This is a genomic window from Microbispora sp. NPDC049125, from assembly GCF_040802045.1.
Classification (GTDB): domain Bacteria; phylum Actinomycetota; class Actinomycetes; order Streptosporangiales; family Streptosporangiaceae; genus Microbispora.
In genome coordinates, this window is the sequence record NZ_JBEZDW010000012.1 from 14,123 (window position 1) to 36,639 (window position 22,517).

Annotated in this window: 23 protein-coding genes and 1 riboswitch; of the genes, 12 read left to right on the forward strand and 11 right to left on the reverse strand. The window is 69.5% G+C overall.

The features are described from left to right. Nucleotides 1-301 precede the first annotated feature (301 nt). From AB0B72_RS16055 to AB0B72_RS16075, 5 genes are all read right to left on the reverse strand, one after another. Entirely contained in the window at nt 302-724 is a 423-nt protein-coding gene (locus AB0B72_RS16055) for a pentapeptide repeat-containing protein (protein WP_367739513.1), read from the reverse strand. A 685-nt stretch (nt 725-1,409) separates the two neighbouring features. Continuing rightward, entirely contained in the window at nt 1,410-2,030 is a 621-nt protein-coding gene (locus tag AB0B72_RS16060) for an alpha/beta hydrolase (protein WP_367739514.1), read from the reverse strand. Nucleotides 2,031-2,342: 312 nt separating this feature from the next. Further along, nucleotides 2,343-2,900, reverse strand: a complete 558-nt coding sequence (locus tag AB0B72_RS16065; protein WP_367739516.1) for a DUF6817 domain-containing protein — start codon at nt 2,898-2,900, stop codon at nt 2,343-2,345. A gap of 130 nt (nt 2,901-3,030) precedes the next feature. Further along, a complete protein-coding gene (locus AB0B72_RS16070; protein WP_367739517.1) occupies nt 3,031-3,822 on the reverse strand; it encodes an ArsR/SmtB family transcription factor in 792 nt (263 codons plus the stop codon). A gap of 116 nt (nt 3,823-3,938) precedes the next feature. Continuing rightward, nucleotides 3,939-4,859: an SDR family NAD(P)-dependent oxidoreductase gene (locus tag AB0B72_RS16075; protein WP_367739518.1), complete on the reverse strand. Its 921-nt coding sequence runs from the start codon at nt 4,857-4,859 to the stop codon at nt 3,939-3,941. 101 nt (nt 4,860-4,960) lie between these two features. On the opposite strand from AB0B72_RS16075, the gene AB0B72_RS16080 reads away from it, so the two are divergent. Next, nucleotides 4,961-5,869, forward strand: a complete 909-nt coding sequence (locus tag AB0B72_RS16080; RefSeq protein WP_367739519.1) for a helix-turn-helix domain-containing protein — start codon at nt 4,961-4,963, stop codon at nt 5,867-5,869. Between the two features lie 110 nt (nt 5,870-5,979). Further along, on the forward strand, nt 5,980-6,969 hold the full coding sequence (locus AB0B72_RS16085; protein WP_367739520.1) for a hypothetical protein: 990 nt from the start codon (nt 5,980-5,982) through the stop codon (nt 6,967-6,969). Here AB0B72_RS16085 and AB0B72_RS16090 read toward each other — a convergent pair. Next, nucleotides 6,931-8,043 (reverse strand): hypothetical protein, encoded by a 1,113-nt coding sequence (locus AB0B72_RS16090; protein WP_367739521.1) that lies wholly within the window; start codon nt 8,041-8,043, stop codon nt 6,931-6,933. The genes AB0B72_RS16085 and AB0B72_RS16090 overlap by 39 nt on opposite strands. Before the next feature lie 188 nt (nt 8,044-8,231). After that, nucleotides 8,232-8,624, reverse strand: coding sequence for a VOC family protein (locus tag AB0B72_RS16095; RefSeq protein ID WP_367739522.1), 393 nt, complete (start codon nt 8,622-8,624; stop codon nt 8,232-8,234). A gap of 98 nt (nt 8,625-8,722) precedes the next feature. Here AB0B72_RS16095 and AB0B72_RS16100 point away from each other — a divergent pair, with 98 nt between their 5' ends. The 9 genes from AB0B72_RS16100 (at nt 8,723) to AB0B72_RS16140 (ending at nt 18,462) form a co-directional block, all read left to right on the forward strand. After that, the gene (locus AB0B72_RS16100; protein WP_367739523.1) at nt 8,723-9,232 is read left to right on the forward strand and encodes a DUF2087 domain-containing protein; all 510 of its coding nucleotides are present in this window, start codon (nt 8,723-8,725) and stop codon (nt 9,230-9,232) included. Nucleotides 9,233-9,328: 96 nt separating this feature from the next. Continuing rightward, a complete protein-coding gene (locus AB0B72_RS16105; RefSeq protein ID WP_367739524.1) occupies nt 9,329-10,687 on the forward strand; it encodes a TrpB-like pyridoxal phosphate-dependent enzyme in 1,359 nt (452 codons plus the stop codon). Between the two features lie 169 nt (nt 10,688-10,856). Continuing rightward, nucleotides 10,857-12,590 carry a SpoIIE family protein phosphatase gene (locus AB0B72_RS16110; RefSeq protein ID WP_367739525.1) on the forward strand — a complete coding sequence of 578 codons (1,734 nt, stop codon included), beginning with the start codon at nt 10,857-10,859 and terminating at the stop codon, nt 12,588-12,590. 79 nt (nt 12,591-12,669) lie between these two features. After that, nucleotides 12,670-13,236 carry a TIGR03086 family metal-binding protein gene (locus AB0B72_RS16115; RefSeq protein WP_367739526.1) on the forward strand — a complete coding sequence of 189 codons (567 nt, stop codon included), beginning with the start codon at nt 12,670-12,672 and terminating at the stop codon, nt 13,234-13,236. Between the two features lie 831 nt (nt 13,237-14,067). After that, entirely contained in the window at nt 14,068-14,868 is an 801-nt protein-coding gene (locus AB0B72_RS16120) for a DeoR/GlpR family DNA-binding transcription regulator (RefSeq protein WP_367739527.1), read from the forward strand. Continuing rightward, a complete protein-coding gene (gene galT, locus AB0B72_RS16125; RefSeq protein WP_367739528.1) occupies nt 14,865-15,935 on the forward strand; it encodes a galactose-1-phosphate uridylyltransferase in 1,071 nt (356 codons plus the stop codon). Before AB0B72_RS16120 ends, galT begins: the two co-directional genes overlap by 4 nt. A 60-nt stretch (nt 15,936-15,995) precedes the next feature. Next, nucleotides 15,996-16,133: riboswitch (cyclic di-AMP (ydaO/yuaA leader) on the forward strand. Nucleotides 16,134-16,167: 34 nt separating this feature from the next. Further along, a complete protein-coding gene (locus AB0B72_RS16130; RefSeq protein WP_367739529.1) occupies nt 16,168-17,079 on the forward strand; it encodes a coiled-coil domain-containing protein in 912 nt (303 codons plus the stop codon). Nucleotides 17,080-17,456: 377 nt separating this feature from the next. Then, complete coding sequence (locus AB0B72_RS16135; RefSeq protein WP_367739530.1) at nt 17,457-17,849, forward strand: peptidase inhibitor family I36 protein; 393 nt, start codon at nt 17,457-17,459, stop codon at nt 17,847-17,849. A gap of 124 nt (nt 17,850-17,973) precedes the next feature. Then, nucleotides 17,974-18,462: a hypothetical protein gene (locus tag AB0B72_RS16140; RefSeq protein WP_367739531.1), complete on the forward strand. Its 489-nt coding sequence runs from the start codon at nt 17,974-17,976 to the stop codon at nt 18,460-18,462. 162 nt (nt 18,463-18,624) lie between these two features. Here AB0B72_RS16140 and AB0B72_RS16145 read toward each other — a convergent pair whose 3' ends face one another. The 3 genes from AB0B72_RS16145 to AB0B72_RS16155 form a co-directional block, all read right to left on the reverse strand. Then, nucleotides 18,625-19,008, reverse strand: coding sequence for a hypothetical protein (locus AB0B72_RS16145; RefSeq protein ID WP_367739532.1), 384 nt, complete (start codon nt 19,006-19,008; stop codon nt 18,625-18,627). Nucleotides 19,009-19,032: 24 nt separating this feature from the next. Then, nucleotides 19,033-19,920 carry a hypothetical protein gene (locus AB0B72_RS16150; RefSeq protein ID WP_367739533.1) on the reverse strand — a complete coding sequence of 296 codons (888 nt, stop codon included), beginning with the start codon at nt 19,918-19,920 and terminating at the stop codon, nt 19,033-19,035. A gap of 144 nt (nt 19,921-20,064) precedes the next feature. Beyond that, the gene (locus AB0B72_RS16155) at nt 20,065-20,448 is read right to left on the reverse strand and encodes an MmcQ/YjbR family DNA-binding protein (protein WP_367739534.1); all 384 of its coding nucleotides are present in this window, start codon (nt 20,446-20,448) and stop codon (nt 20,065-20,067) included. A gap of 46 nt (nt 20,449-20,494) precedes the next feature. Here AB0B72_RS16155 and AB0B72_RS16160 point away from each other — a divergent pair, with 46 nt between their 5' ends. Continuing rightward, the gene (locus AB0B72_RS16160; protein WP_367739535.1) at nt 20,495-21,007 is read left to right on the forward strand and encodes a DinB family protein; all 513 of its coding nucleotides are present in this window, start codon (nt 20,495-20,497) and stop codon (nt 21,005-21,007) included. Nucleotides 21,008-21,087: 80 nt separating this feature from the next. On the opposite strand, the gene AB0B72_RS16165 is transcribed toward AB0B72_RS16160, so the two are convergent. After that, a complete protein-coding gene (locus AB0B72_RS16165; protein WP_367739536.1) occupies nt 21,088-22,392 on the reverse strand; it encodes an RIP metalloprotease in 1,305 nt (434 codons plus the stop codon). Nucleotides 22,393-22,517: the final 125 nt, after the last annotated feature.

Below are 22,517 nucleotides of genomic sequence, written 5' to 3' on the forward strand. Positions count from 1 at the left end.
GACAGGACGATGTAGGCGTGCATGCCGGTGCCTTGGGCTGCTCTGAGTACGGCGTCCGCCTGAGCAAACGTCATGGCCTTGGACTGTCGACCATCCTTGCCTTCCGGAACCCCGCACAGGTCCACCACGTTCCGTTTCACCCTGTCTCGCGCCATCGCGCGCTTGACTGCACGGTTCAGGCAGGAACGGATGATCTGCAATGTCCGGGTGCTGAGCGTCTTCGCCTTGGCAGCGAGCCACTTGTCTACGTCTTCGGTGCTGAGGTCGCGCAACTTCCGCTTGCCCAGGGCTGGGATGCCGGTTACCCCGTGATGGGCCAGCCGATGACCTGGTCGAGCTGGAGGTCGCGGAGCACGGCGTTGTCCAGCTTGATGCCGGTGGCGTTGGTAAGCCCCTGAGGCGGGCTGCCGGTGAGGACCCGACCCAATCGCGCGCCGGTCAGGTCGGCCGCCCGTAGATCGGCGCCGGTCAGATCACAGCCCGCCAAGGAGACTCCTCGCAGGGAGGCGCCGCTCAGGTTGACCCCGCGAAGATCGCACAGCTTGAAATGGCAGCCGTCCAGGGTGGCTTGACGCAGATCAGCCCCGCGAAACGAGCACCGCGTGAACCACAACTGCTGCAAGCTCACCGATACGAGGTCATCACCGTCGAAGGACTCCCGATGGAGAGCCGCATACCGACGGCGGGATGCGAGGTCTTGCTTTGCCGTCACCGCTCTGTCCATGGCGGACATCGTGTCAGCCCTGGGAGACCGCTGTCGTCTTCAATTGCGGGCTCCGGCGGCACCGGCCGGCCCAGAAGAATGTGTGGAAGCGGCACGCAGGGCAGGTGAGGGAGTCCAACGTCGGTGTGTGAAAAACAGTTTTGCAGCCGGTCTTTACCGTGCGGAGCACGGCTAGGTAGTCGTGCGAAGCACATCACAGCGGTTGCTTGTCGAACTGCTTGACAATCGCGATGGATGATCACGTACGTCGGCGTACTTCAGCGGACCGCGAGAACGTGGCGACCTCCCACGTTTCACGTATAGAACGAGCATTCGATCTGATTTGGGAGCAAGAAGTCGCAGGTTCAAATCCTGTCGCCCCGACTTCCCGACCAGCGAGAAGGCCACTCCCAGATAGGGAGTGGCCTTCTGCGTGACTAACCGAGTGACTACGGTTCCGGATCTTCACTGAAGATGCGGTCCATGGCCACCGCTCCGCCATTTGCCTACGTGGTCGGCAAGCCCAGCAGTCCGTCTCCGCCGTCTGCCCGCTGCCGCTTCGCGGTGGGTCGATCGGGCGGGGTGGACTGGCGCGCCGGGCTTCCCACCACCACGCACCCCGAGTTCACCGACCAGGAACTTGCGCGCGGTCGAGGCACCCGGCATTCGTCATCCACGCCCGTGGAGCCGTCGTCCGGTACGGGCGTCAGCGCGCCGGATGCACGGCGGTCGATCCGCGTCCGAACGCCCACGCCACCATCAGCGGGAACTCTCCCTGCCACAGCGCGGCGCCGTGTGACGCGACCCGCTCGCTCATGACGACGTCCGCACCTGCATCGCGCAGCGCGGCCGCCCACCGGTTCGCGTTGTCGAGGAAGAACGGCTCCAGCGTGCCGGCGACGAGGTACACGCGCGGAATCGGACCCGGCATCACGCCAGGCGGTTTGTAACCCGCGCCCGGCGAACCGGAGAAGACCGCACCGTAGATGCCGGGATGCCGGAGCCCAAGGGCGAGCGCGAGCTCGCCACCCGCCGAGACACCGAGCACCGCAGTACGTTCGATGGGCAGCGCGACTCCGAAACGTGAGCGCACCCACCGGCGGACGTCCTTGACGAAGAACTTCTCGTGTGCCGCGAACCGTTCCGCGTCGAAGACCGGCGAGTACTCATGAAGCCGCGACGTCTCATCGGCCGGCCCATGCACACCGACGATCATCGTGGACGGGACGCCGGCCACCTCGAGGAATCCGCCCCACTGCGAGATCCCCTGACCGTCACCGGCGAAGACGACCGCCTCCGGCGTATCCGGCGGGACGTACACCGTCACCTGCCGGCCACCGTCGTAAGCGAGCGTCTCAGTGACGAGCCTTCCCGCTGTCGGGCCGGCGCGCGCCGGTTCCGGCGGTGGTCCGGCACCGCCTTCGCCGGCGGCTGCCCGGCCATCCATGTTCGAACCTCATCCTTGGGAGTCGGCGCGTCCTGGCGGGTTGAGCACACGTGCACCCGAACGGCGCCCCAGAACCCGCGCATTTCCGCTTCGACATGGTCACCGGACTTGACCGGCAGGTCAGGAGATCTCTTCGAGTGGAAGCCCGCTGTCGGAGAGCTGGGGAAATTGTGCAGCACCAGGTGAATCGAGTCAGTCAATCCGCATCGGCTCACTCCTTCCCATCAGAATCGTCTGGCAGTCCGTCCAGGCCGCCGTCGACAGCAACGGCCGGGCGCGGGTGAACAGGTTCAACAGGTCCGGCCCGTAGGCGGCGGCAAAATCCGCGTCGTGGTCGGCCAGGTCGAGTTCGTTGGCCGCGGTCAGCTCTGCGAACCAGGCCAGCTCGGCCGCCGCGACCGGCGCGGTCCGGCCGGTGAACCGGTCGCGGAACTCGATCGGGTCGGCAGCGCCCAACTGCGGGTAGACGTGGGTGCGGTCGCAGGCGCCGTACCAGTAGACGAGCTTTTCGGCTTCGTGCCCGCTCACCTCCACCAGGCGGTCTCGGTCGCCGAGCCCGACCAGGGCGGTCGGGAAACCGTCGGTTCCGTAGAAGGCGTGACACAAACCGGCGGCCTGCAGCGCGGGGACGGCGTTCCAGCGGACGAGGCGGTCGCGCACCCGGATCAGGTGATCCAGCAACGTACCGCCGGGGTGGGGGACGGTCTCCGCGCCAAGCTGACGTAGGAGCCGTATCGCATGTGCATGCATGCCCAGGATTGTCCCAAGAGCACCAGCCTCGGCTGGGTGACTTCCGGGGTGCCTGCCTACTTCAGGGCGGTCGCCTAGGCGGACGGGCCCGGCGGCGCCTCACGACGTCGTCGAGCCCTGATCGGGGAGGTCACGCATCGCCTGGCAGCGGTTCCCCGGTCTCCAGCAGCGACTTCAGGCTCGCCACCACGTTCGGCCAGCCGTGGCTGACCATCTCGGCCATAGCCGAACCGGGCTCGAAGCCGTCGTGCACGACGGTGAGCTTCACGACCTGCGCGGCCTCCTCAAGCGTGAAGGTGACCTTCGAGCGGGCCTCGCCGGACAACCGGGCGAGCATCTCCTCGTCCCAGCCGAAGCGCTTGGCGAGCTCCGGGGTGACGGTGTGCCAGGTGTAGGAGAGCCGGCTGTAGGGCTCGGCCTCCAGCACGACCTGCTCCGGGTCGCTGATCAGCACGCCGTGGTTGTCCCAGGTCATCGGCGAGCCGACGGCCCAGTCCGTGGTGAACTCCGTGGCCCAGTAGCGGCGGGTGAAGGCGGGCTCGGTCAGCGCCTGCCAGAGCTTCTGCGGGGTGGTGCGGATATACGTGGTGTAGACGAAGGTCGGCGCGTCCATCGGGGTCTCCTCCAGGGCGAGTTTCAGGTCGGCCAGGGCTTGGACCCTGGCCCGGTCGTAGCGGCTGATCCACCGGTGGGCGATCTCGTGCACGGGGGCGGCGTTGAGGTAGTGCAGCTTCTCCCGGCCCCGCCGCACGGTGGCGACGAGCCCGGCCTCCTCCAGCACCGCGAGGTGCTTGCTGACGGACTGCCTGGCCATGTCGAGCCCGGCGCACAGCTCGCGAAGCGTCTGCCCGTTGCGGGCGTTGAGCGAGTCGAGCAGCGCGCGCCGGCTCGGATCGGCCAGCGCCTTGAACACCTCGTCCATGCCCGCCTCCGTACCCAGGTCGCCTGTCGATATGCAGCCATCCGGCTGCCTTTAAATTAGGCAGCCAGATGGCTGCCTGTCAAGCCGATCGCCGGAGGTGGCCTCCCGTCCCGGGCTCAGGACACCATGTCGGCGGCGATCGCCCAGAGCCGCTCCGCGTTGGCGGGATCGAGGGCGAACGGGGCGACGCCGCCGCCGAACATGCCCGCCGGCTCCTCGATCACCGGAGCCTCGTTGCAGTCCTCGAAATAGCGTCCCCCCACTCCGGCCAGGAGGGGTGAGGCGGCCGCCAGGACCGACGTCGCCGCGCCCTGTGCGGGGCTCTTGCGGCGCTCCGGCGGTGTCCGCAGCCCGCCGGTGTGCTTCTGCAGGTTCGTGGCGATGGCCCCCGGATGCACCGCGTTGGCCAGGATGCCCTCACCGGACCATCGCCGGCTGACCTCGACCGCGAGGAGCACGTCGGCCGTCTTCGACTCCCCGTACGCCCCGATGGGGTGGTAGGGCCGGAAGCGGTAGTCGAGGTCGTCGAAGACCAGGGGGCAGTGCAGGTGGGCGTTGGAGCTCAGCGAGACGACCCGGGCGCCCCCGGCCCGGGCAAGGGCGTCGCGCAGCCCGGCGGTCAGTGCGAAGTGTCCGAGGAAGTTGACCGCGAACTGCATCTCCCGGCCCTGCGGTGTACGGGTGAGCTCGGGCAGCGCCATGATCCCGGCGTTGTTGACGAGCATGTGCAGCGGCCCTTCCCAGGCGCAGGCGAAGGCGTGGACGGAGCCGAGGTCGGCGAGGTCGAGACGGCCCACGCTCACGTCCTGGTTGCCGGTCGACTCCGAGATCCGGGCGGCGGTCCGCCTGCCCGCCTCGACGTCGCGTACGCCGAGCACGACGGCTGCTCCGGCGGCGGCCAAGGCGCGGGCGGTCTCGATGCCGACGCCCGAGGAGGCGCCGGTGACCAGGGCACGGGAACCGGACAGGTCGACGCCGGTCAGGACGTCATCGGCGGTCGAGGCGAATCCGAACGGTGTCTGCGGGGTTTGCGTCATGCGGTCGATCCTGCGGTGGATCGCCGCCGGCTGTAAGACCCGGCTGACACTGGTGCCGGCAGGGACAGGATGTCCCGGCGATGCGGCCATACCCTGAGGTCATGGCGACGAGAAGCACACTCGGTGAGTACCTGCGGGTTCGCCGTGAGCGCCTGCGCCCCGGCGACGTCGGGCTGCCCGAGGGAGCCCGGCGGCGGGTCCCCGGTCTTCGGCGGGAGGAGGTGGCGATGCTCGCGGGGATCAGCGTGGAGTACTACCTGCGTCTGGAACAGGGCCGCGACCGCCACCCGTCCGGCCAGGTCCTCGAAAGCATCGCCCGCGCCCTGCGACTCGACGCCGATTCCGAGACCTATCTGCGCGAGCTGGCACGCCCGGCGCACGCCGTTCCTCGCAGGCCCTCACGGCCGGAGCGGGTCGGCGCGGGCGTGCAGAGCCTGATCGGCGGCTGGACCACCACGCCCGCGCTCGTCCACGGCCGGTACATGACCACGCTGGCCGCGAACCCGATGGCCGTCGCGCTCAGCCCGTTCTTCGCGCCGGGCGTCAACACGCTGCGCGCGGCGTTCCTGGAGCCGGAGATGCGGGAGTTCTACCGCGACTGGGACGAGACGACCGCCAAGGCCGTGGCCTACCTGCGGTCGGTCATCGGAGGCGCCCTCGACGACCCCCGGCTGGCCGAGCTGGTCGGCGAGCTCAGCCTGCGCAGCGAACGCTTCCGGACGCTCTGGGCCCGGCAGGACGTGCGCCAGAAGACGAGCGGGGTCGCCCATCTGCTCCACCCGCAGGTCGGCTCTCTCGATCTCCGGTACGAGAAGCTGGCGCTCCCCGGCGCACCCGGTCAGATGCTGGTCACCTACCACGCCGAGCGCGGCTCCCCGTCCCACGAGAAGCTTGAGCTGCTCGCCCACCTGGCCACCCGGCCCGGCCGATCAGGGCCGAGGCCCGCGAAGGGGGTTCAGGAGCCGGACGCCGTACGACCGGCGCGGGATCCCGGTGATCTTCGAAGCTGAGCCTGGCCGGCTCTCGCGTGTGATCACTCCGTGCCCTTCCCGTACTCCCTTCATGGTGATCTGTCCGGGATACTCGCCGGTGCCCCGACCCACGAGACAGACGAGGCACCGTGCTCTGCGTCACCTGTGCCAGGGACACCGTTCCGGACTGGGCCGTCTGCCCCGTCTGCGGATCCGGCGCGCCACCGGCCGCCGTACCCGAGCTGCCGGAGGAGGCCCCACCGGGCAATGGACGGAGGCTCGGTGACTACGCGGTCGCGGCCCTACTCATGGTGTCCCTCGGCCTCACCGTCGTGGACTTCCGAGCCGCGGCCTCGGGAATCACGCTTGTCGATCTCACGATCCGGGCTGTCCCCGTCTACCCTGCATTCGCGCTCGCGGCGGCACTCCTCCTGGTACGGCGGACGGCGGACGCGGGTGCCGGGATGGCCTTCGGTCTCCTGACCGTCATCCTCTTTCCCATCGCGGTGGACTACTTCTTCCCCCCCAAGCCCCCCGTGCAACTGTTCGGCGTTGCGGGGCAGCTCCAGGGGACATCGGCCACGCTGACAGAAGTCCTGGCGCTGGTGCTCTGCGCCGTGGCGGGCCGGGGCCGGGGGCGCTTCACCTTGAAGGCGGACGGCAGGTGGCAGGCCCTGGCGGGAGTGCTGCCGCTGGTCTATCTGGCCGGCTGCTGGCTCCCGTGGGAGCGGATCCCCGTGGCGACCCTGAGCGGGCCCGGATACGAGGACTGCTGCTCGATGTTCCGGTATGACCAGCAGCTTGTCAGCGATGACCTTGTGGTCCTGTGGACGTGCGGGGCGGTGGTGGTCGTCGTCCTCGCCGGACTGGTCGCGTCTCCGCGCGTGGCGGGCGGGCTCGTCCTCGCGACCGCCTGTTATCACCTCCCGTGGTTGGTCACACGAGGGCTTGTAGCGGCGCCGCTGCCTGGTTACTGGATCGCCCTCGCCGCCTCCGCCGCCATGATCGTGCTCGCGTTCGTCATGCTGACCCGGCCCGGTACGGCGAAGGCCGCCCCCCGTGGCGGAAGGCGGCCCGGCGACCTCGGATCAGAAGATGACTCAGAAGATGACGCTGTGCGCGCCGCCCCCCGAGATTGAGACGATCCCGACGCGGCCCGTCCGGATCCCGTTGGGGACGGTGCGGTTGGTGGTGCTGCCGTCCCCGAGCTGCCCGCTGGTGTTGTCCCCCCACGTCGTGACGGGCCCGGTGGCCGGATAGGCGAGGCTGTGGAAGTTGCCCGCGCTGATGAGCGAGATGCCGGTGAGGCCGAGGACGGCCACCGGGGTCGACCTGTTGGTCGTCGTCCCGTCACCGAGCTGGCCGGAGGCGTTCAGGCCCCAGGATCGCACCGTTCCGCTCGTCAGCAGGGCCAGGCTGTGGAACCCGCCTCCCTCGACGGTCCGCACCCCGGTCAGGCCGATGACGGTCACCGGCACGGAGCTATTGATGGTGGTGCCGTCACCGAGCTGGCCGAAGTCGTTGCGTCCCCACGCCCTGACAGTGCCGTCGTTGAGCCGGGCCAGACTGTGGAAGCCACCCCCGGCGATGCCCGCGACTCCGGTCAGCCCGGTCACCGCGACGGGGACCGAGCTGCTGACCAGTGTCCCGTTGCCGAGCTGGCCGAAGACGTTGGATCCCCACGCCCTGACGGTGCCGTCCGCCAGGAGTGCCAGGCTGTGGTCGATGCCCGCGCCGATCGCGACCACGCCCGTGAGGCCGACCACCTGGACGGGGGTCGAGCGGTCGAAGAGCGTGCCGTCGCCGAGCTGGCCGCTGTTGTTGTTCCCCCAGGCCATGACGGTGCCGTTGGACAGCAGCGCCAGGCTGTGGCCGCCGCCCGCCACGACCGCGCGGACGCCGAGCAGGCCGGTCACGGTGGCGGGGTCGGGGTGGGTGATCCCGGTGCCGTCGCCCAGTTGCCCGTCGCTGTTGAGGCCCCACGCTTCGACGGTGCCGTCCGACAGCAGGGCCAGGGTGTGCGCCTCACCGGCGGAGACCTGCGTCACCCCGGCGTCGGTCTCCCCCGCCGCCGTCACCGGGGTGTGCCGTTCGACGAACGTGGTGTCGCCGAGCTGGCCGGAGGTGTTCTGCCCCCATGCCTTGACCCGTTCGAACTGCGCCGCCGAGACCGGCGACGTGCCGGAGGCGATCAGCAGGGTGGCGAGCGCCACTCCTGCCCCGGCGGTGACCCGGCGCGTCCATCTTGTGGACGCAGCGGAATACGAATGCATACCGATCCCCCGAAAAGACACATGAGAATTCGCCGGAACCTCATGCATTCCGGCGAATTCAGAATTGGTGGCGACGCTATCAAGAGCGGTGCCGACCAGGGGGGACGCGGGATTCGGTGCGTGCCGCGTCAATCATCCGTGACGTACGGATGCGTGAGGAATTCGATGGCGTGCCCGTCGGGGTCGTCGACGTACACTCCCCGGCCGTGGTGCCGGTGGTTGATCCGCTGGGCCTCCTGATGGGCCGGATCGGCCCAGTACGGCAGGCCGCGCCGCCGGATGCGGTCCCAGATCTCGTCGAACTCCTCCTCCGACACCAGCAGGGCGAGGTGCTGCGTGATGATCCGGTCGGGGCTGACGATGGAGTCGGCGTAGTCGACGGTCACGCCGTTGGCAAGCGGGACGGTGGCGAACGGCCCGTACGCCCCGGGCTCCGGCGCGTCGAGCAGGCCGGTCAGGAAACGGGCCGAGGCGAACCGGTCGGTGCTGTGAATGATCGTGTGGTCGAGTCGTGCGCTCATCGGACCCTCCCGGTCGAGCGGGCCGGCCTGCCCCGGCGTTCCCTTTCACGGTACAAACCTGTGGCGGGGCCCCCAGTGCCCGGGCGTACGGTGTACCGGTGCCCGACAAGGAAACCTCCCGCGTGCTCGGCCTGCTGAGCCGGGACGACACCCTGCGGACGTTCGCCGCCCTCGTCCTCCACCCCGGCGAGCCCCCGGAGCATGTCGCGAAACGGGTCACGGGGCTGACGCCCGAGCAGGCGGAGCAGGCCCTGGCGCGGCTGGCCCGCGGCGGCCTGGCCGTACGGGACGGGGACGGGTGGCGGGCGCGCCCGGAGGCGCTGCGCGACCTGCTGCGGGCGGCGCCGCCCGAGCCCGCGGGCCCGCTGGACAGGTTCCTCGTCGACGGCCGCCTGGTCTCGATCCCCTCGAAAAGGGCCAAGAGGCTCGTGGTCCTCGACCACGTGTGCCAGGTCTTCGAGCCGGGGGTGCGCTACCCGGAGAAGGACGTCAACACCGCCCTGCGGGCCTTCCACGACGACTACGCGGCCCTGCGCCGCTACCTGGTGGAGGAGGGCTTCATGACCCGGGAGGACGGCGTCTACTGGCGCTCCGGCGGCGGCGTCTGACCGCTCCGGCAGGGCCCGTACCGCCTCGCCGCTCTTCCGTACCGCGCCGGTCGCGCGGACACTGGGAGGTGGCGCAGGAGAGGAGTGGATGACGCGGTGAGCGAGCGCACCAAGGTCCTTCTCGATGACTCACGAACCCCCCGGAACTGGTACAACATTCTGCCCGACCTTCCCGCGCCTCCCCCGCCGGTGCTCCACCCCGCGACTCTCCAGCCGGTCGCGCCCGACGACCTCGCGCCGCTGTTCCCTATGGCGCTCATCGCGCAGGAGGCGAGCGAGGAGAGGTTCGTCCCCATCCCGGACGGCGTCCTCGACGTGTACCGCCTCTGGCGCCCGACGCCGCTCATCCGGGCCCGGCGCCTGGAACGGAGCCTCGGCACGCCCGCGCGGATCTACTACAAGTACGAGGGCGGCAGCCCGTCCGGGTCGCACAAGCCCAACACGGCGATCCCCCAGGCCTACTACAACGCCCAGGAGGGCGTCCGCAGGCTCACCACCGAGACCGGCGCGGGGCAGTGGGGCTCGGCGCTCGCCTTCGCCTGCGCGCAGTACGGCCTGGAGTGCGAGATCTGGATGGTCCGCGCCTCCTACGACCAGAAGCCCTACCGCAGATCGCTGATGAAGGTCTACGGCGCGACCGTCCACGCCAGCCCCTCCGCCGTGACCACGACCGGCAGCAAGATCCTGGCCCACGATCCCGGGTGCACCGGCTCCCTCGGGATCGCGATCAGCGAGGCGGTCGAGGTGGCGGGACAGCACGACGACACTCGATACGCCCTCGGCTCCGTGCTGAACCACGTCCTGCTGCACCAGACGGTCATCGGCGAGGAGGCCCTGGAGCAGCTCGCCGTCCTCGACGAGACACCCGATGTGATCATCGGCTGCACGGGCGGCGGCTCCAACTTCGCCGGGCTCGCCTTCCCGTTCCTGCGCGAGAAGCTGGCCGGCCGGATGAGCCCGGTGCTGCGCGCGGTCGAGCCGGCCGCCTGCCCCTCCTTCACCAGAGGCGTCTACGCCTACGACTTCGGCGACGCCGCCGGTTTCACCCCGATGATGAAGATGCACACGCTGGGGCACACGTTCGTGCCGGACCCCATCCACGCCGGCGGCCTGCGCTACCACGGCATGTCCCCCCTGCTTTCGCACATCCACGAGCTGGGCCTCGTGGAGGCCGTGGCGGTCGGCCAGAACGACTGCTTCGAGGCCGGTGTCCGCTTCGCCAGGACCGAGGGCATCGTCCCGGCGCCGGAGCCGGCCCACGCGCTCGCCGCGACGATCGCCGAGGCGCTGCGCTGCGCCGAGTCGGGTGAGGAAAAGGTCATCCTGACCGCCGTGTGCGGCCACGGCCACTTCGACCTCCCGGCGTACGAACGGCACCTGGCCGGCCGCCTGGAGGACTTCACGCTGCCGCAGGACCGGATCGACGCGGCGCTCAGCCACCTGCCGGGCGCCTGAAAATCTTGGTTCGGAATAGCCGGTTTCGTCCAATGAACGCCGGGTAAGGCTGCGCCCACCGTTCCGGCGTACCCGCGGAGGAGCCGATTCGTCGGGTCAAACGGCTGAAAAGCGAGGGACGACCTTCATACGATTCTGGAACACCAACCTTTCTCGCCGGAGTTGACCGTTGAACCGGAACTGCGTCATCAAGGACCCTGTCCCGGGGAACCGGGCCGAATGGCGTCGCAGCAGCGCCGCGTCCGCGCATGAACGGCTGGCGTTCCTCAACGAGGCGAGCCGCAGGATCGGCAGCACGCTCGATTTGGCGGAGACGAGCCGGGAGCTCGTCGACGTCGCCGTTCCCCGGTTCGCCGACGCCGCGGCCGTCTTGATACAGGACCGGCTGATGGTCGACGGTGAGCTGCCCTCCCGGCCGGTCGACGGGACGACGCTCGTCCGGCGGATGGCGCTCGGGGTGGCGGTCGAAGGGCCGCAGGCGTGGGTCGACGCGTTCCCGGTCGGGAAGGTGAGCGTCTTCCCCCCGGCGATGCCGCACGCGCACTGCATGTCGAGCGGCAGCCCGCTGATGTATCCCGTGCTCGACAAGGAGAACGCCCGGCTGATCGGCGCGACCATCGAGCGGGAGGACGCGGTGATGAACCTGCTCACCGACTCCTCGTTCCTCGCGGTGCCGCTGCGCGCGCGGGGGCGGGTGCTGGGCTGCGCCGTCTTCACCCGGCGGCCCGGGACCCAGCCGTTCGAGGAGGCGGACGTCACGGTCGCCGAGGACCTGGCCGCGCGCACAGCCGTGTGCATGGACAACGCCCGGCTCTACACCCGCGAGCGCCGCACCGCGCTGACGCTGCAGAGCAGCCTGCTGCCCGCCGAGCTGCCCCAGGCGCTCGGCATGGACATCGTCCCCCGCTACCTGCCGGCCAGCGACCTGATGGGCGTCGGCGGCGACTGGTACGACGTCATCCCCCTGCCCGGCTGCCGTACGGCGCTGGTCGTGGGCGACGTGATGGGGCACGGGACGCGGGCCGCCGCCACCATGGGCCAGCTCCGCACGGCCGCGCGCACCCTAGCGAGCCTGGACCTGCCGCCGGACGAGGTGCTCTTCCGGCTCAACCTGATGAGCCAGGACCTCGATCCGACACAGATCGCCACCTGCATCTACGCCGTCTACGACCCCATCACCCGCAACTGCGCGCTGGCACGCGCCGGTCACGTGCCTCCGGTGCTGCTCCACCCCGACCGCTCCACGGAGATCATCGAACTGCCCTCCGGCCTGCCTCTCGGCATCGGCAGCGAGCCGATGGAGAGCCGCGAGATGATCCTGCCGCCGGGCAGCGTGCTCACCTTCTACACCGACGGCCTGGTGGAGAGCCGGGAGCGGGATCTCGACTCCGGCATCATGGCGCTGCGCCGCCTGCTCGCCCGGCCGGTCGAGGACCTGGACGACATGTGCGATGTGATCATCAGCAGCCAGCGCTCGGGGCACGACCGGGACGACATCGCGCTGCTGGTGGCCCGCGTGCGGGAGCTCGATCCGGACGAGATCGCGTCGTGCCCGCTGCCCGCCGACCCGAGGTTCGTCTCGCACGCCCGCCGGTTCGTCCGCACCACCCTGGCGTCGTGGGGGCTGGACGGCCTGACCGAGAGCACCCAGCTCATCGTGAGCGAGCTGGTCACCAACGCGCTCAAGCACGGCTGGCCGCCCATCGAGCTGCGGCTGCTGCGCGGCAGGACGCTCGTCTGCGAGGTCGCCGACGGCTCCCCGGCCACGCCCGCGCCCCGCGCCCCCTCCCACGACGAGGACACCGGCCGTGGTCTGCAGCTCATCAAGCGCTTCGCCTACCGCTGGGGCACACGTCCCACGCAGTACGGGAAAATCGTATGGGTGGAGCAGCACCTGCCTTGAGCCCGGGGCGCCGGCCTCCCATGACCTGATCGTGAAGAAGGGCTACGGTCTGAGGGGCGGCTCATGGTGAGGAGGGGAAATGATGGACATCCGTGACGCGTACCGCCGGGCGCTGGACGGCTTCGGCCACCGGCTCCACCTCGTACGGGACGGGCAGTGGAGCCTGCCGACCCCCTGCGTGGACTGGGACGTCCGGGGGCTGGTCAACCACCTGGTGGCGGAGAACCTGTGCGTGCCCGAGTTGCTCGCCGGCCGGACGATCGCGGAGCTGGGCGACGCCGTCGACGGCGACGTGCTCGGCGACGACCCGGTGAAGGCGTTCGAGGTGTCGGCGCAGGGCGCCGTCGAGGCGGTGTACGCCGAGGGCGCCCTGACCGCCGTCGCCCGCATGGCCTTCGGAGACGTGCCGGGCGAGGAGTACATCACCGAGTTGTTCGCCGACGCGCTGATCCACACATGGGACCTGGCCCGCGCGATCGGCGGGCCGGAGCGGCTCGACCCCGAGCTCGTCGCCTCGTGTGCCGAGTGGTTCGCGCAGGCGCAGGAGAGCTACCGTCAGGCCGGCGTGATAGGGGAGGAACTCGGTCTCCCCGAGGACGCCGGCCAGCAGGCCCTGCTGCTCGCCGCCTGGGGCAGGACGCCCTGAGTCGCCTGGGGCTGGACGCCCTGAGTCGCCTGGGGCTGGACGCCCTGAGTCAGGGAGCGGCGGCGCCCAGGAGGACCCGTTCCACGACCTGGGCCGCCGCGTAGTCGTCCGGCAGGCCGTCGAGGAAGCCGGTGTCCTGGCCGAGCGTGAGCAGCGGGGGCTCCAGATAGCATGCCCGCGCCCATCAGCATGTAGTCGGCGCCGGCCGGGACCACGCCGAGCTGCCCGGTCCGTGCGACGGCCCGCGCGAGCCGCCACCCGGAGACCGCCACGCCCATCCCGCCCTGGATCAGGACGGGATGGTCCCGCTCAGACACAACCGCTCCCGGCGGCCGCGCACACGACTGGATCGAGATGCTCATCCACGGCTTCCTCCCCCCTGGCGAAGGCACCGGTGGAGGCCCGCCGGCGCTTGGACCGGCCGGATCCGTGGAGGCGCACCCAGCCGATGAGCATCTCACCATTGGGATCCGTGGGGCTGTAGTGACGAAGGTCCCTGCCCGGGAGGCCATGAGTCCCTCGGCCGTGCGCGGTTTCGGGGACGGCGGGGGCTCCGCCGTTTCGGTCAGCGCCCGGTGGGCCGCTTACCGTGGTTGGCCTTCTTCTTCCTGCGAGCCTTCGACTTACGCGCGCGCTTTCCCATCACCCACCAGCTTCCGTGATGTACGGCTTTTGCCCACTGTCCTCCGAGGGGGTCATGCCGTACAAGGGAAAGTAGCGTTGCTTCACTGGGGGCGGCGACGTGCCGTGCGTCTCACTTCACCATGATTCAACACGTCTTCTGCCTATATGTGGCATCATTTGTTTGAATCTGTTGATAGGAGCGATGTAATGCTGGCCCAGCAACGGCAGCAGGCGATCCTGGAAAGGGTCCGCAGGACCGGCGGAGTGCGCGTCGCGGAGCTCGTACGCGATCTCGGTGTCTCCGACATGACCATACGACGCGACCTGGAGGTGCTGGCGGAGCGGGGCTTGGTGGAAAAGGTACACGGCGGGGCGACCGCGGCCGGCACCGGCTCCACCGAGGAGCCCGGGTTCGCGGCCAAGTCCGTACGGCAGCAGGCCGAGAAGGAGGCGATCGCCCGCCGGGCCGCCCAGCTCGTGCGGCCGGGCACGGCGGTGGCGCTGTCGGCCGGCACCACGACGTGGACCCTGGCCCACCACCTGCTGGACGTGCCCGAGCTGACCGTCATCACCAACTCTGTGCAGGTGGCCGACGTCCTCCACCGGGGCGGGCGGGCCGACCAGACGGTCGTGCTCGTCGGCGGCGTGCGGACCCCCTCGGACGCGCTCGTCGGCCCGGTCGCGGTCGCGGCGGTGAGGTCGCTGAACGTCGACACGCTGATGCTGGGTGTGCACGGGATGAGCGCCAGGGCCGGGTTCACCACACCCAACCTGCTGGAGGCCGAGACCAACCGCGAGCTGGTCGCCGCCGCGCAGCAGCTCGTCGTGCTGGCCGACCACACCAAGTGGGGGACGATCGGCATAAGTTCGATGGCCGCGCTGCATGAGGCGCATGTGGTGGTCAGCGACGTCGGCCTGTCCGACGAGGCCAGGACCGAGCTCGCCGAGCAGGCCGGTGAGCTGATCGTCGTCGACCCGAAGGACGCCGAGCTGGAGGCGGCACAGTGAAGCGCACCATCACCCACCTCGCCGACGGCCGGGAGCTGTTCTACTTCGATCGCCGGGACGACGCGGATCACAGCGCCATCGACACCCGCGATCTGCCCCCGCGGCCCTTCTCCTCCGAGTTGCGCTACGACCCCCTGATGGACGAGTGGGTGGCCGTCGCCCGGCATCGCCAGACCCGGACCCATCTGCCGTCCGCCGAGGAGTGCCCACTCTGCCCGGCGCACCCCGGCTCGGAGATCCCCTCCGCGTACGACGTGGCCGTGTTCGAGAACCGCTTCCCGTCCTTCAGCTTCAACACCGGCGAGTACGAGCAGGTGGGCGGGCTCAGCGAGGTGCGGCCGGGGATCGGGCGCTGCGAGGTGGTCTGCTTCACCTCCGACCACGACGCCTCGTTCAGCTCGCTCACCGACGACCAGGTCGAGCTCGTCATGGAGGCGTGGGCGGACCGCACCTCGGAGTTGTCCGCGCTGCCCGGCGTGGAGCAGGTCTTCTGTTTCGAGAACCGGGGCGCCGAGATCGGGATCACCCTGCCCCACCCCCACGGGCAGATCTACGCCTATCCCTACGTCACCCCGCGCACCCGGCAGATCCTCGGGGCGGCCTCCCGGTACGACGGCGGCAACCTGTTCGCCGACGTGCTGGCCGCCGAGCAGAAGGGCCCGCGGGTCGTGGCGTCCAACGACTACTGGACGGCGTTCGTGCCGGCCGCGGCGCGCTACCCGTTCGAGGTCCACGTCTACCCGCACCGCCAGGTTCCGGACATCCCCGCGCTCACCGCCGAGGAGCGCTCGGCGTTCGGGCCGCTCTACACCGACGTCCTGCGCCGGCTGGACGGCCTGTTCGGCGTCGTCATGCCGTACATCGCTGCGTGGCACCAGGCGCCGGTCACGTACGGACGCGACCTCGCGTACCTCCACCTGCAGCTTTTCACCATCAGGCGGGCTGCGGGCAAGCTGAAGTACCTCGCGGGCTCGGAGGCCGCGATGGGCGCCTTCGTCAACGACGTGCTCCCCGAGGAAGCGGCCCGGATGCTGCGCGAGGCGGATAACGGCGCGGTCTCCGAATGATTGCGACTTGGGGTGGCAAGCGCTGAATCTTTACCACTAGTATCCCTCGCACCGGCTGTCACAGCCGGCTCACCTAATCCCGGGCGCCTCGCCCGGGAACCGGGGACCCATCCAGAAACTGGGGTGCAGGCATCACCGTGCCCGGGCTTCTCCAGCCCGAACCCGTCAGCTAACCCGGTAGGCGTATGGAGAGGAGTGGGCGCTGCCCCGCGCGATCCCCCTGGCCGTCGGCATGCTCGCCTGCGCGTCGCTCGTGTTCGGCACGGCGGCCGAAGGCCACGCCGACCCCAAGCCGAGCGAGACCCGGCTCAAGAAGCAGTTGGCAGGCCTGCAGAAGAAGGTCGACCGGCTCATCACCGACTACAACGCCAAACGCGTCGCGCTGGCCAAGGCGAAGGACGCCGAGAAGGCCGCCCGCGACCGGCTGGCGCGGGCGCAGACCGACTACGACGCCGCGCAGCGGGCGATCCGCCAGTTCGCCGGAGCGCGTTACCAGACGAGCGACGCCACGCTCCTGCCGGACCTGAACAGCGCCATGGTCGTGTTCCAGCTCGAACAGGAGCAGGCGGCCATGATCACCCGCTTCGCCGAGGTACGCACCGAGCGGCAGCAGGCCGCCGACGCGGCCCGGGTGCTTGCCGCGCAGCTCACGTCGCAGGCCGCCGCCGTCAAGGGGCAGCGCGAGGACGCCGAGGACCTGATCGACGAGATCAAGGACAAGCTCGACCAACTCGTCCCCGTCGCCCCGGGCAAGCGGGCCGGCGGCTCCTGGGCCCCGGAGCTGCCCAGCGGCTCGGACAACATCACGCCGCGTACCGCGCTGATGCGCACGGAGGTCCGCGACCACTTCCCGCTCGGCTTCCCCGTCGGCTGCTACCGGGCGGAGGACAGCGGCGAGCACCCGCTCGGCCGGGCCTGCGACTTCATGATGAGCTCCGGCGGCTCCATGCCGAGCCCCGCGATGAAGGCGCTCGGCGACAGCGTCGCCGCGTGGGCCATCAAGAACGGCCCCAAGCTCGGCGTGATGTACGTGATCTGGCAGCAGCGGATCTACAACCTCGGCCATCCCGGCTGGCGGCCCATGGCCGACAGAGGCGGGATCACCGCCAACCACTACGACCATGTGCACATCTCGATGTACTGAGCCCGCAAGCCGCCTGCCGGCCCCTTGGCCCAGGCGCTCTCGACGGCCGCCTGTATCCGGTCTCGCCGGAGGGCATCAGGTGCGTGGACGTCCGCAGGGTGAAGCCGGGGTCGGCGTTCGGCAACCGCCTTGATCGACCACCGTCTTCGAAAAGCACCGTCTTCGAAAAGCACCGTCTTCGAAAAGCACCGAGGCGAGACGGTGTCGCAGCATGGGGAAGCCGTGCTCCCGCGTAGTCGGAATTCCCGCCTAGAGCAGGGCTTATACCCCATCTATACCGGCATTCCCTACGCTCCGCCTGAGCCGTTTCCGCGACGTCCTCGGCCTCGCGCCCTGAGCGCGCTCCCGACATGATCCGTTCTTGGGCAGGAGAGAGCATGATCACGAAAGCGTCGAAGTTACTCCACCTGGCTGCTGTCACAGCTGTCATCGCGGCAACGACTCTCGTCTCTGCCGCACCGGCGCAAGCGGACACCTGCCCCGCCGGCTCCTGGTGCCTCTGGACCGAGCGGGGGTTCACGGGATATCGATATCAGGCGGCGCCGAGCCCGACATTCGGAGACCGAAATCCTCTGCCGGAGCCGATCAACGAGGACACCTTTTCGGTGATCAACAATACCGCCAAAGCAATCCGCATCTATCGCGGAGCAGACTTCTCGGGCTCACACACGTGCATCCAGCCGGGCGGCAGCATCGGCGACCTCACTCTCTTCTCAGTAGGACAGTTCGGGTCGTCTGTTAAGTGGGGCGGCCCGAATACGTGCGGCTAGACAATGCGATGCAGCGAGCCCACTGAGGGCGACCCGATGGGCCCGCGATGATCCCTGGGCGCGCGATAACTTCGCCTTTCGACGGAACATTAGGTGTGCCGTCCAGTTGGAGGGAGACGAGCTGGTGGGGTTCTTCGGTACCTATCTGTATGACGGGAGCCGCTGGCTGGAGCACGAGGCCGATCAGCATCCGGATCTCGCCGAGCCCTGGCTCATGATGAGCGTTCATGACAGCGACATCACGACCGTGGTCTATCGGCCGGCGGAGCCCGGCTCGGGGGTTGCCTACTTGGGCGTTACCCCGCGCACCTATTTCGAAGACCCGGAAGCCTCGGCGCCGACCGACCCAGCGCTCGAAGCGACAGGACTGGCCAACCGGTGGGGACAGGTTCATGGCGTTTCCAGTGATGCCGAGCGCGAGGATAAGAAGCTTCAGCTGGCGCCATATCTCGCTGAGGATGTCGACCCGGCGGAGATCGACGTGGACGAGGACGAAGACGTGGACGACCTCGATGACGGGGAGGTCTTCGTGGAGGTGAAAACCGCCGCCTTCCTCGGGGCGCTGGATCTGCCCCTACCTGATGATCTCTCCCAGGAGATGCCTGCAAGCTAGGCGCCACCGCAGGACGGCCGGGGCGCATTGGGGCACACGGCTGGGAAGACACTGGAAAGCGACGGCGACGAACGGGAGCGTTGTCTCAGGTCGCTTGTGGTGCGGAGCGACTCGTCGCAGGCGAGCAAGCGGGAATTGAGCCCGGCCTGCACTTCGACCGCTTCAACTGGAGACAGGTGAGGAACCGGGGCCCACGGACGGCGCCTTGTGTTCCTGACTGATGCCCAGGCATGCGATCACGCGTGAGGCGTCAGCAGACAGGAAGATCTGGAAGTGGTACGCGGGGCTCACGCTCTCGACGTAGCCGATAAGAACGACTTCGAGATCGCAGGTGTCGAGGCGAACGACAGCATCGGCGAAGCCGACAGATGAGATGCCACGCCGACGACTCAGACGTTCTCGGCGCCGGTAGACGCGGACGAGGCTGCGGGTGGAGACGGGTGCCGGCCAGACCTCGTAATCTCCCCCGGAGACCAGCGCGCGACGACATGCGGCGCCGGCTTCCCCGGCATCGCTCAGCAGATCGGCAAGGGCACTCCGGTCCACAGGAGCAGCATCGCACGGCTGGCGTCAGGACCCCTGGCCTCCGGACGTGAAATGGGATGGCGGGCGGGGCCGGAGGGTGGCGACCGCCTCGGCGAGGACTGGGGCCGGAACCCGAGGGCCGGCTTTCAGCATGACCGTGGCGTCGTCGCGGTCGACCACGTGAATCGTGCCCTCGTCCGTGACTCGCCGCCAGGTCCGCGGGCCCTCCGGTTCGTACGCGGAGTCCTCGCCGGGCGGATCGACGCGAGATCCGACGATCACGGTGATCGTGGAGGCATCGCGTTCGGCCGGGGTGGCGGCATGATGAAGTGCCGACGGGCGAAGAAGGTAGCGCAGGCCGCCGGGCCGGGCGGAGACGCGTTCCACCGTGTAGGCAGGTAGATCGGGAGCGATCAAGGGGATCCCGACGTCGGGGAGGTGCGGCCGAGGCTCCGCCACCGGTATCGGCGCAGGGCCGCCCACAGCCATCAGCGGCAACTGCTGCCACCACCACAAGGGTGTCCCCGCCGTGGTGAACAGCGCGGCCGCCCCGTACGCCACGGCCAGGACGGCGGGGATGCCGACCACCGCGTCACTGGTGATCCGTGCGTCCACTTGGTTGAGGACGATCCACAGGACGGCGGCCGCGATGGGGGCCGTGAGGGCGACGTGCCAGGCGGGCCGCACGCGCAGCACCCACAGCAACGGCCAGGCCACGACCAGCAGGAACGGCACGGCTCCCGCGACGATGACCATCCCCTGACCGACACGCCCCCAGCCACCGGTGTAGGCGGATCCGTCGTACGGGACGACGGCCAGACCGGCCAGGGTGATCCCCCATGCGAGCAGCGGAAGGACGAGACCGACGAACGCGGCGGCCAGCGCACGGCGTGCGACCGACTCTCCCGGGACGCGATCGGCGGCGTAAGGCACGTGATCAACGATGGCATACGACGGCGAATGAGGAAATGCGATCGCGGAATGCGCCGTCACAACGACGAGGCCGACCCGCGGCGCTCCACGGTCAGGGACGTCGCCGGTCGTTTCACGGCCTGTCACGTGGCCCGGCGGCGGGCGTCACACGTCTGCCGGCCGTACGCCAGGAGCGGGGACCTGGGCGGCGAGCGTCTTGGGCGCCACCTGGCGGAACGCGGCGGCCACGATCTCCCCGATCTCATCCCAGTCGACGGGGACGGCGTCGAGACGGACCCCCAGCCATCCCCGGTGGCCCACGTAGGGCGGCCGGAAGAACCTGTCGGGCTCGGCCTCGATCAGCTCCTCCTGCGCGCCGGGCGGCGCGGCGCACCAGAACGCGAGCCGGCCGTCGTCGTGGTGGTGGTCGGCGAACATGACGAACGTCTTCTTCCCCCGCACGAACCACGTGGGCGTGCCGTGACTGAGACGCTCGGTCACCTCGGGCAGCGCCAGGCACAGCGTGCGCAGCCGCTCCAACTCGCCCATCCGACGACAATATGACATCAATCAACTGTTCGGGCATCATTCGGGGATGGCCGAAGACACCAGGACCGATCCGCCCACCGCCGGCGGCGAACGCGAGATGCTGCGCGCATGGCTCGACTGGCACCGGGAGACGCTCGCCGTCAAGTGCGAGGGGCTGACCGAGGAGCAGCTTCGCCTGCGCTCCGTGCCGCCGTCCAGCCTCTCCCTGCTCGGCCTGGTCCGGCACATGGCCGACGTCGAGCGGAGCTGGTTCCGCCGAAGGATCAACGGCGAGGACCTCGCCGGCATCTACTACACCGAGGACGACCCCGACGGTGAGTTCGACAACGTCGACACGGCATCCGCCGAGGAGGCGTTCGCCGTCTGGCAGGAGGAGATCAGGCACGCACGCGCGGCCGAGGCCGCCTGCGCGGACCTGGACACGATGACCAGAACGGCGCGGCAGGGTGTCCACTACTCGCTCCGCTGGGTGATCATCCACATGATCGAGGAGTACGCCCGGCACAACGGCCACGCCGACCTGCTGCGCCAGCGTATCGACGGCGCGACAGGCGAATAACCAAGAGACACCGGTCTCCTCTGACGCCGGTACATCGGCCTGAACCAGGCGCGTCCGGTGCGGGCCGAGACCGGTGAGGATCAGCCGGAGATGCGCACCGGGTTGACGAGGTCCGCGTAGATCAGCAGGCCACCCATGGCGACCAGCAGGCCCGCGATGACGTACGTCAGCGGGAGCGCCCTGGCGACGTCCACGTAGCCCGGCATGGGCCGGCGCCGCAGCCGGGCGAAGGCCCGCTTGACGCCCTCCCACAGACCGCCCGCGATGTGGCCGCCGTCCAGGGGCAGCAGCGGGATCAGGTTGAACATGCCCACCGCCAGGTTGAGCCCGGCGAGCAGGTTGATGAACACCACGATCTTGTTCTGCAGCGGGATCTCCGCCGCCGCGATCTCCCCGCCGATGCGGCCCGCCCCGACGATCCCGATCGGGCCGTTGGGGTCGCGCTTCTCACCGGAGAACGCCGCGTTCCAGACGCCCACCATCTTCTTCGGGATGTTGACCATCGAGGCCGCGGTGCGCTTGGTGAGATCCCACATCTGGCCGACCACGTAGCCCGGGCCCTGCTTCTCGATCACCGCGGTGGGCCGGACGCCGAGGAACCCGACGTTCTTCTCGATCTTCTCGGGGTCGTCCAGGGCCGGCATGTCCTGCGCGATCAGGTCGACGTTCAGCGTGATCGCCTTACCCGAGCGGTCGACGCCGAGGGCCGCGGCGCCCGCGCCGTGCGTGCGGATCAGCCGGGTGGCCTCCTCCCAGGTGGCGACCGGCGTGCCTGCCACGGAGGTGATCCGGTCGCCGGGCCGCAGCCCCGCCTTGGCGGCCGGTGTCAGCGGATCGGTGGGCCCGCACTCGCGGCTGTCGGCCTCCGTCGCCGCGATCACGCACTTCGACACCGAGGACACGGTGGGCTTGACCACCTGCACGCCGAACCCCATCATCACGACGGCGAACAGCAGGAAGGCGAGCACGAAGTTCATCGCCGGGCCGCCGACCATGATGATGACCTTCTGCCACCACGGCTTGCGGTAGAAGACCCGGCTGTCGTCCCCGGGCTGGATCTCCTCGGAGGCGACGGCCCGCGCGTTCTCGATGAGGCCCTGCCAGGGGCCCGTGGAGATGCTGCGCAGTTTGGTCGGGTCGTCCCACGGCCGGGGCGGCAGCATGCCGATCATCCGGATGTAGCCGCCGAGTGGGATCCACTTCAGGCCGAACTCGGTCTCGCCCCGCCTGCGCGACCACATCGTGGGGCCGAACCCGACCATGTACTGCGTCACGCGGACGTTGAAGAGCTTGGCGGGGACAAGGTGGCCGATCTCGTGCATGGCGATCGAGATCAGCAGCCCGACGAAGAGAACCACGAATCCGGCCACGGACAGCCAGCTCATCAGCGCGTACCCCCGTGTCGGAGAAGGTGGCCTGCCAGACGTCGCATCTTTCGAGAGTAGCCCACCGCACCGACGTCCGGACGCCGTTCGAAACCCGTTCAGGTTGCGGCGGCTTGACCGAATGG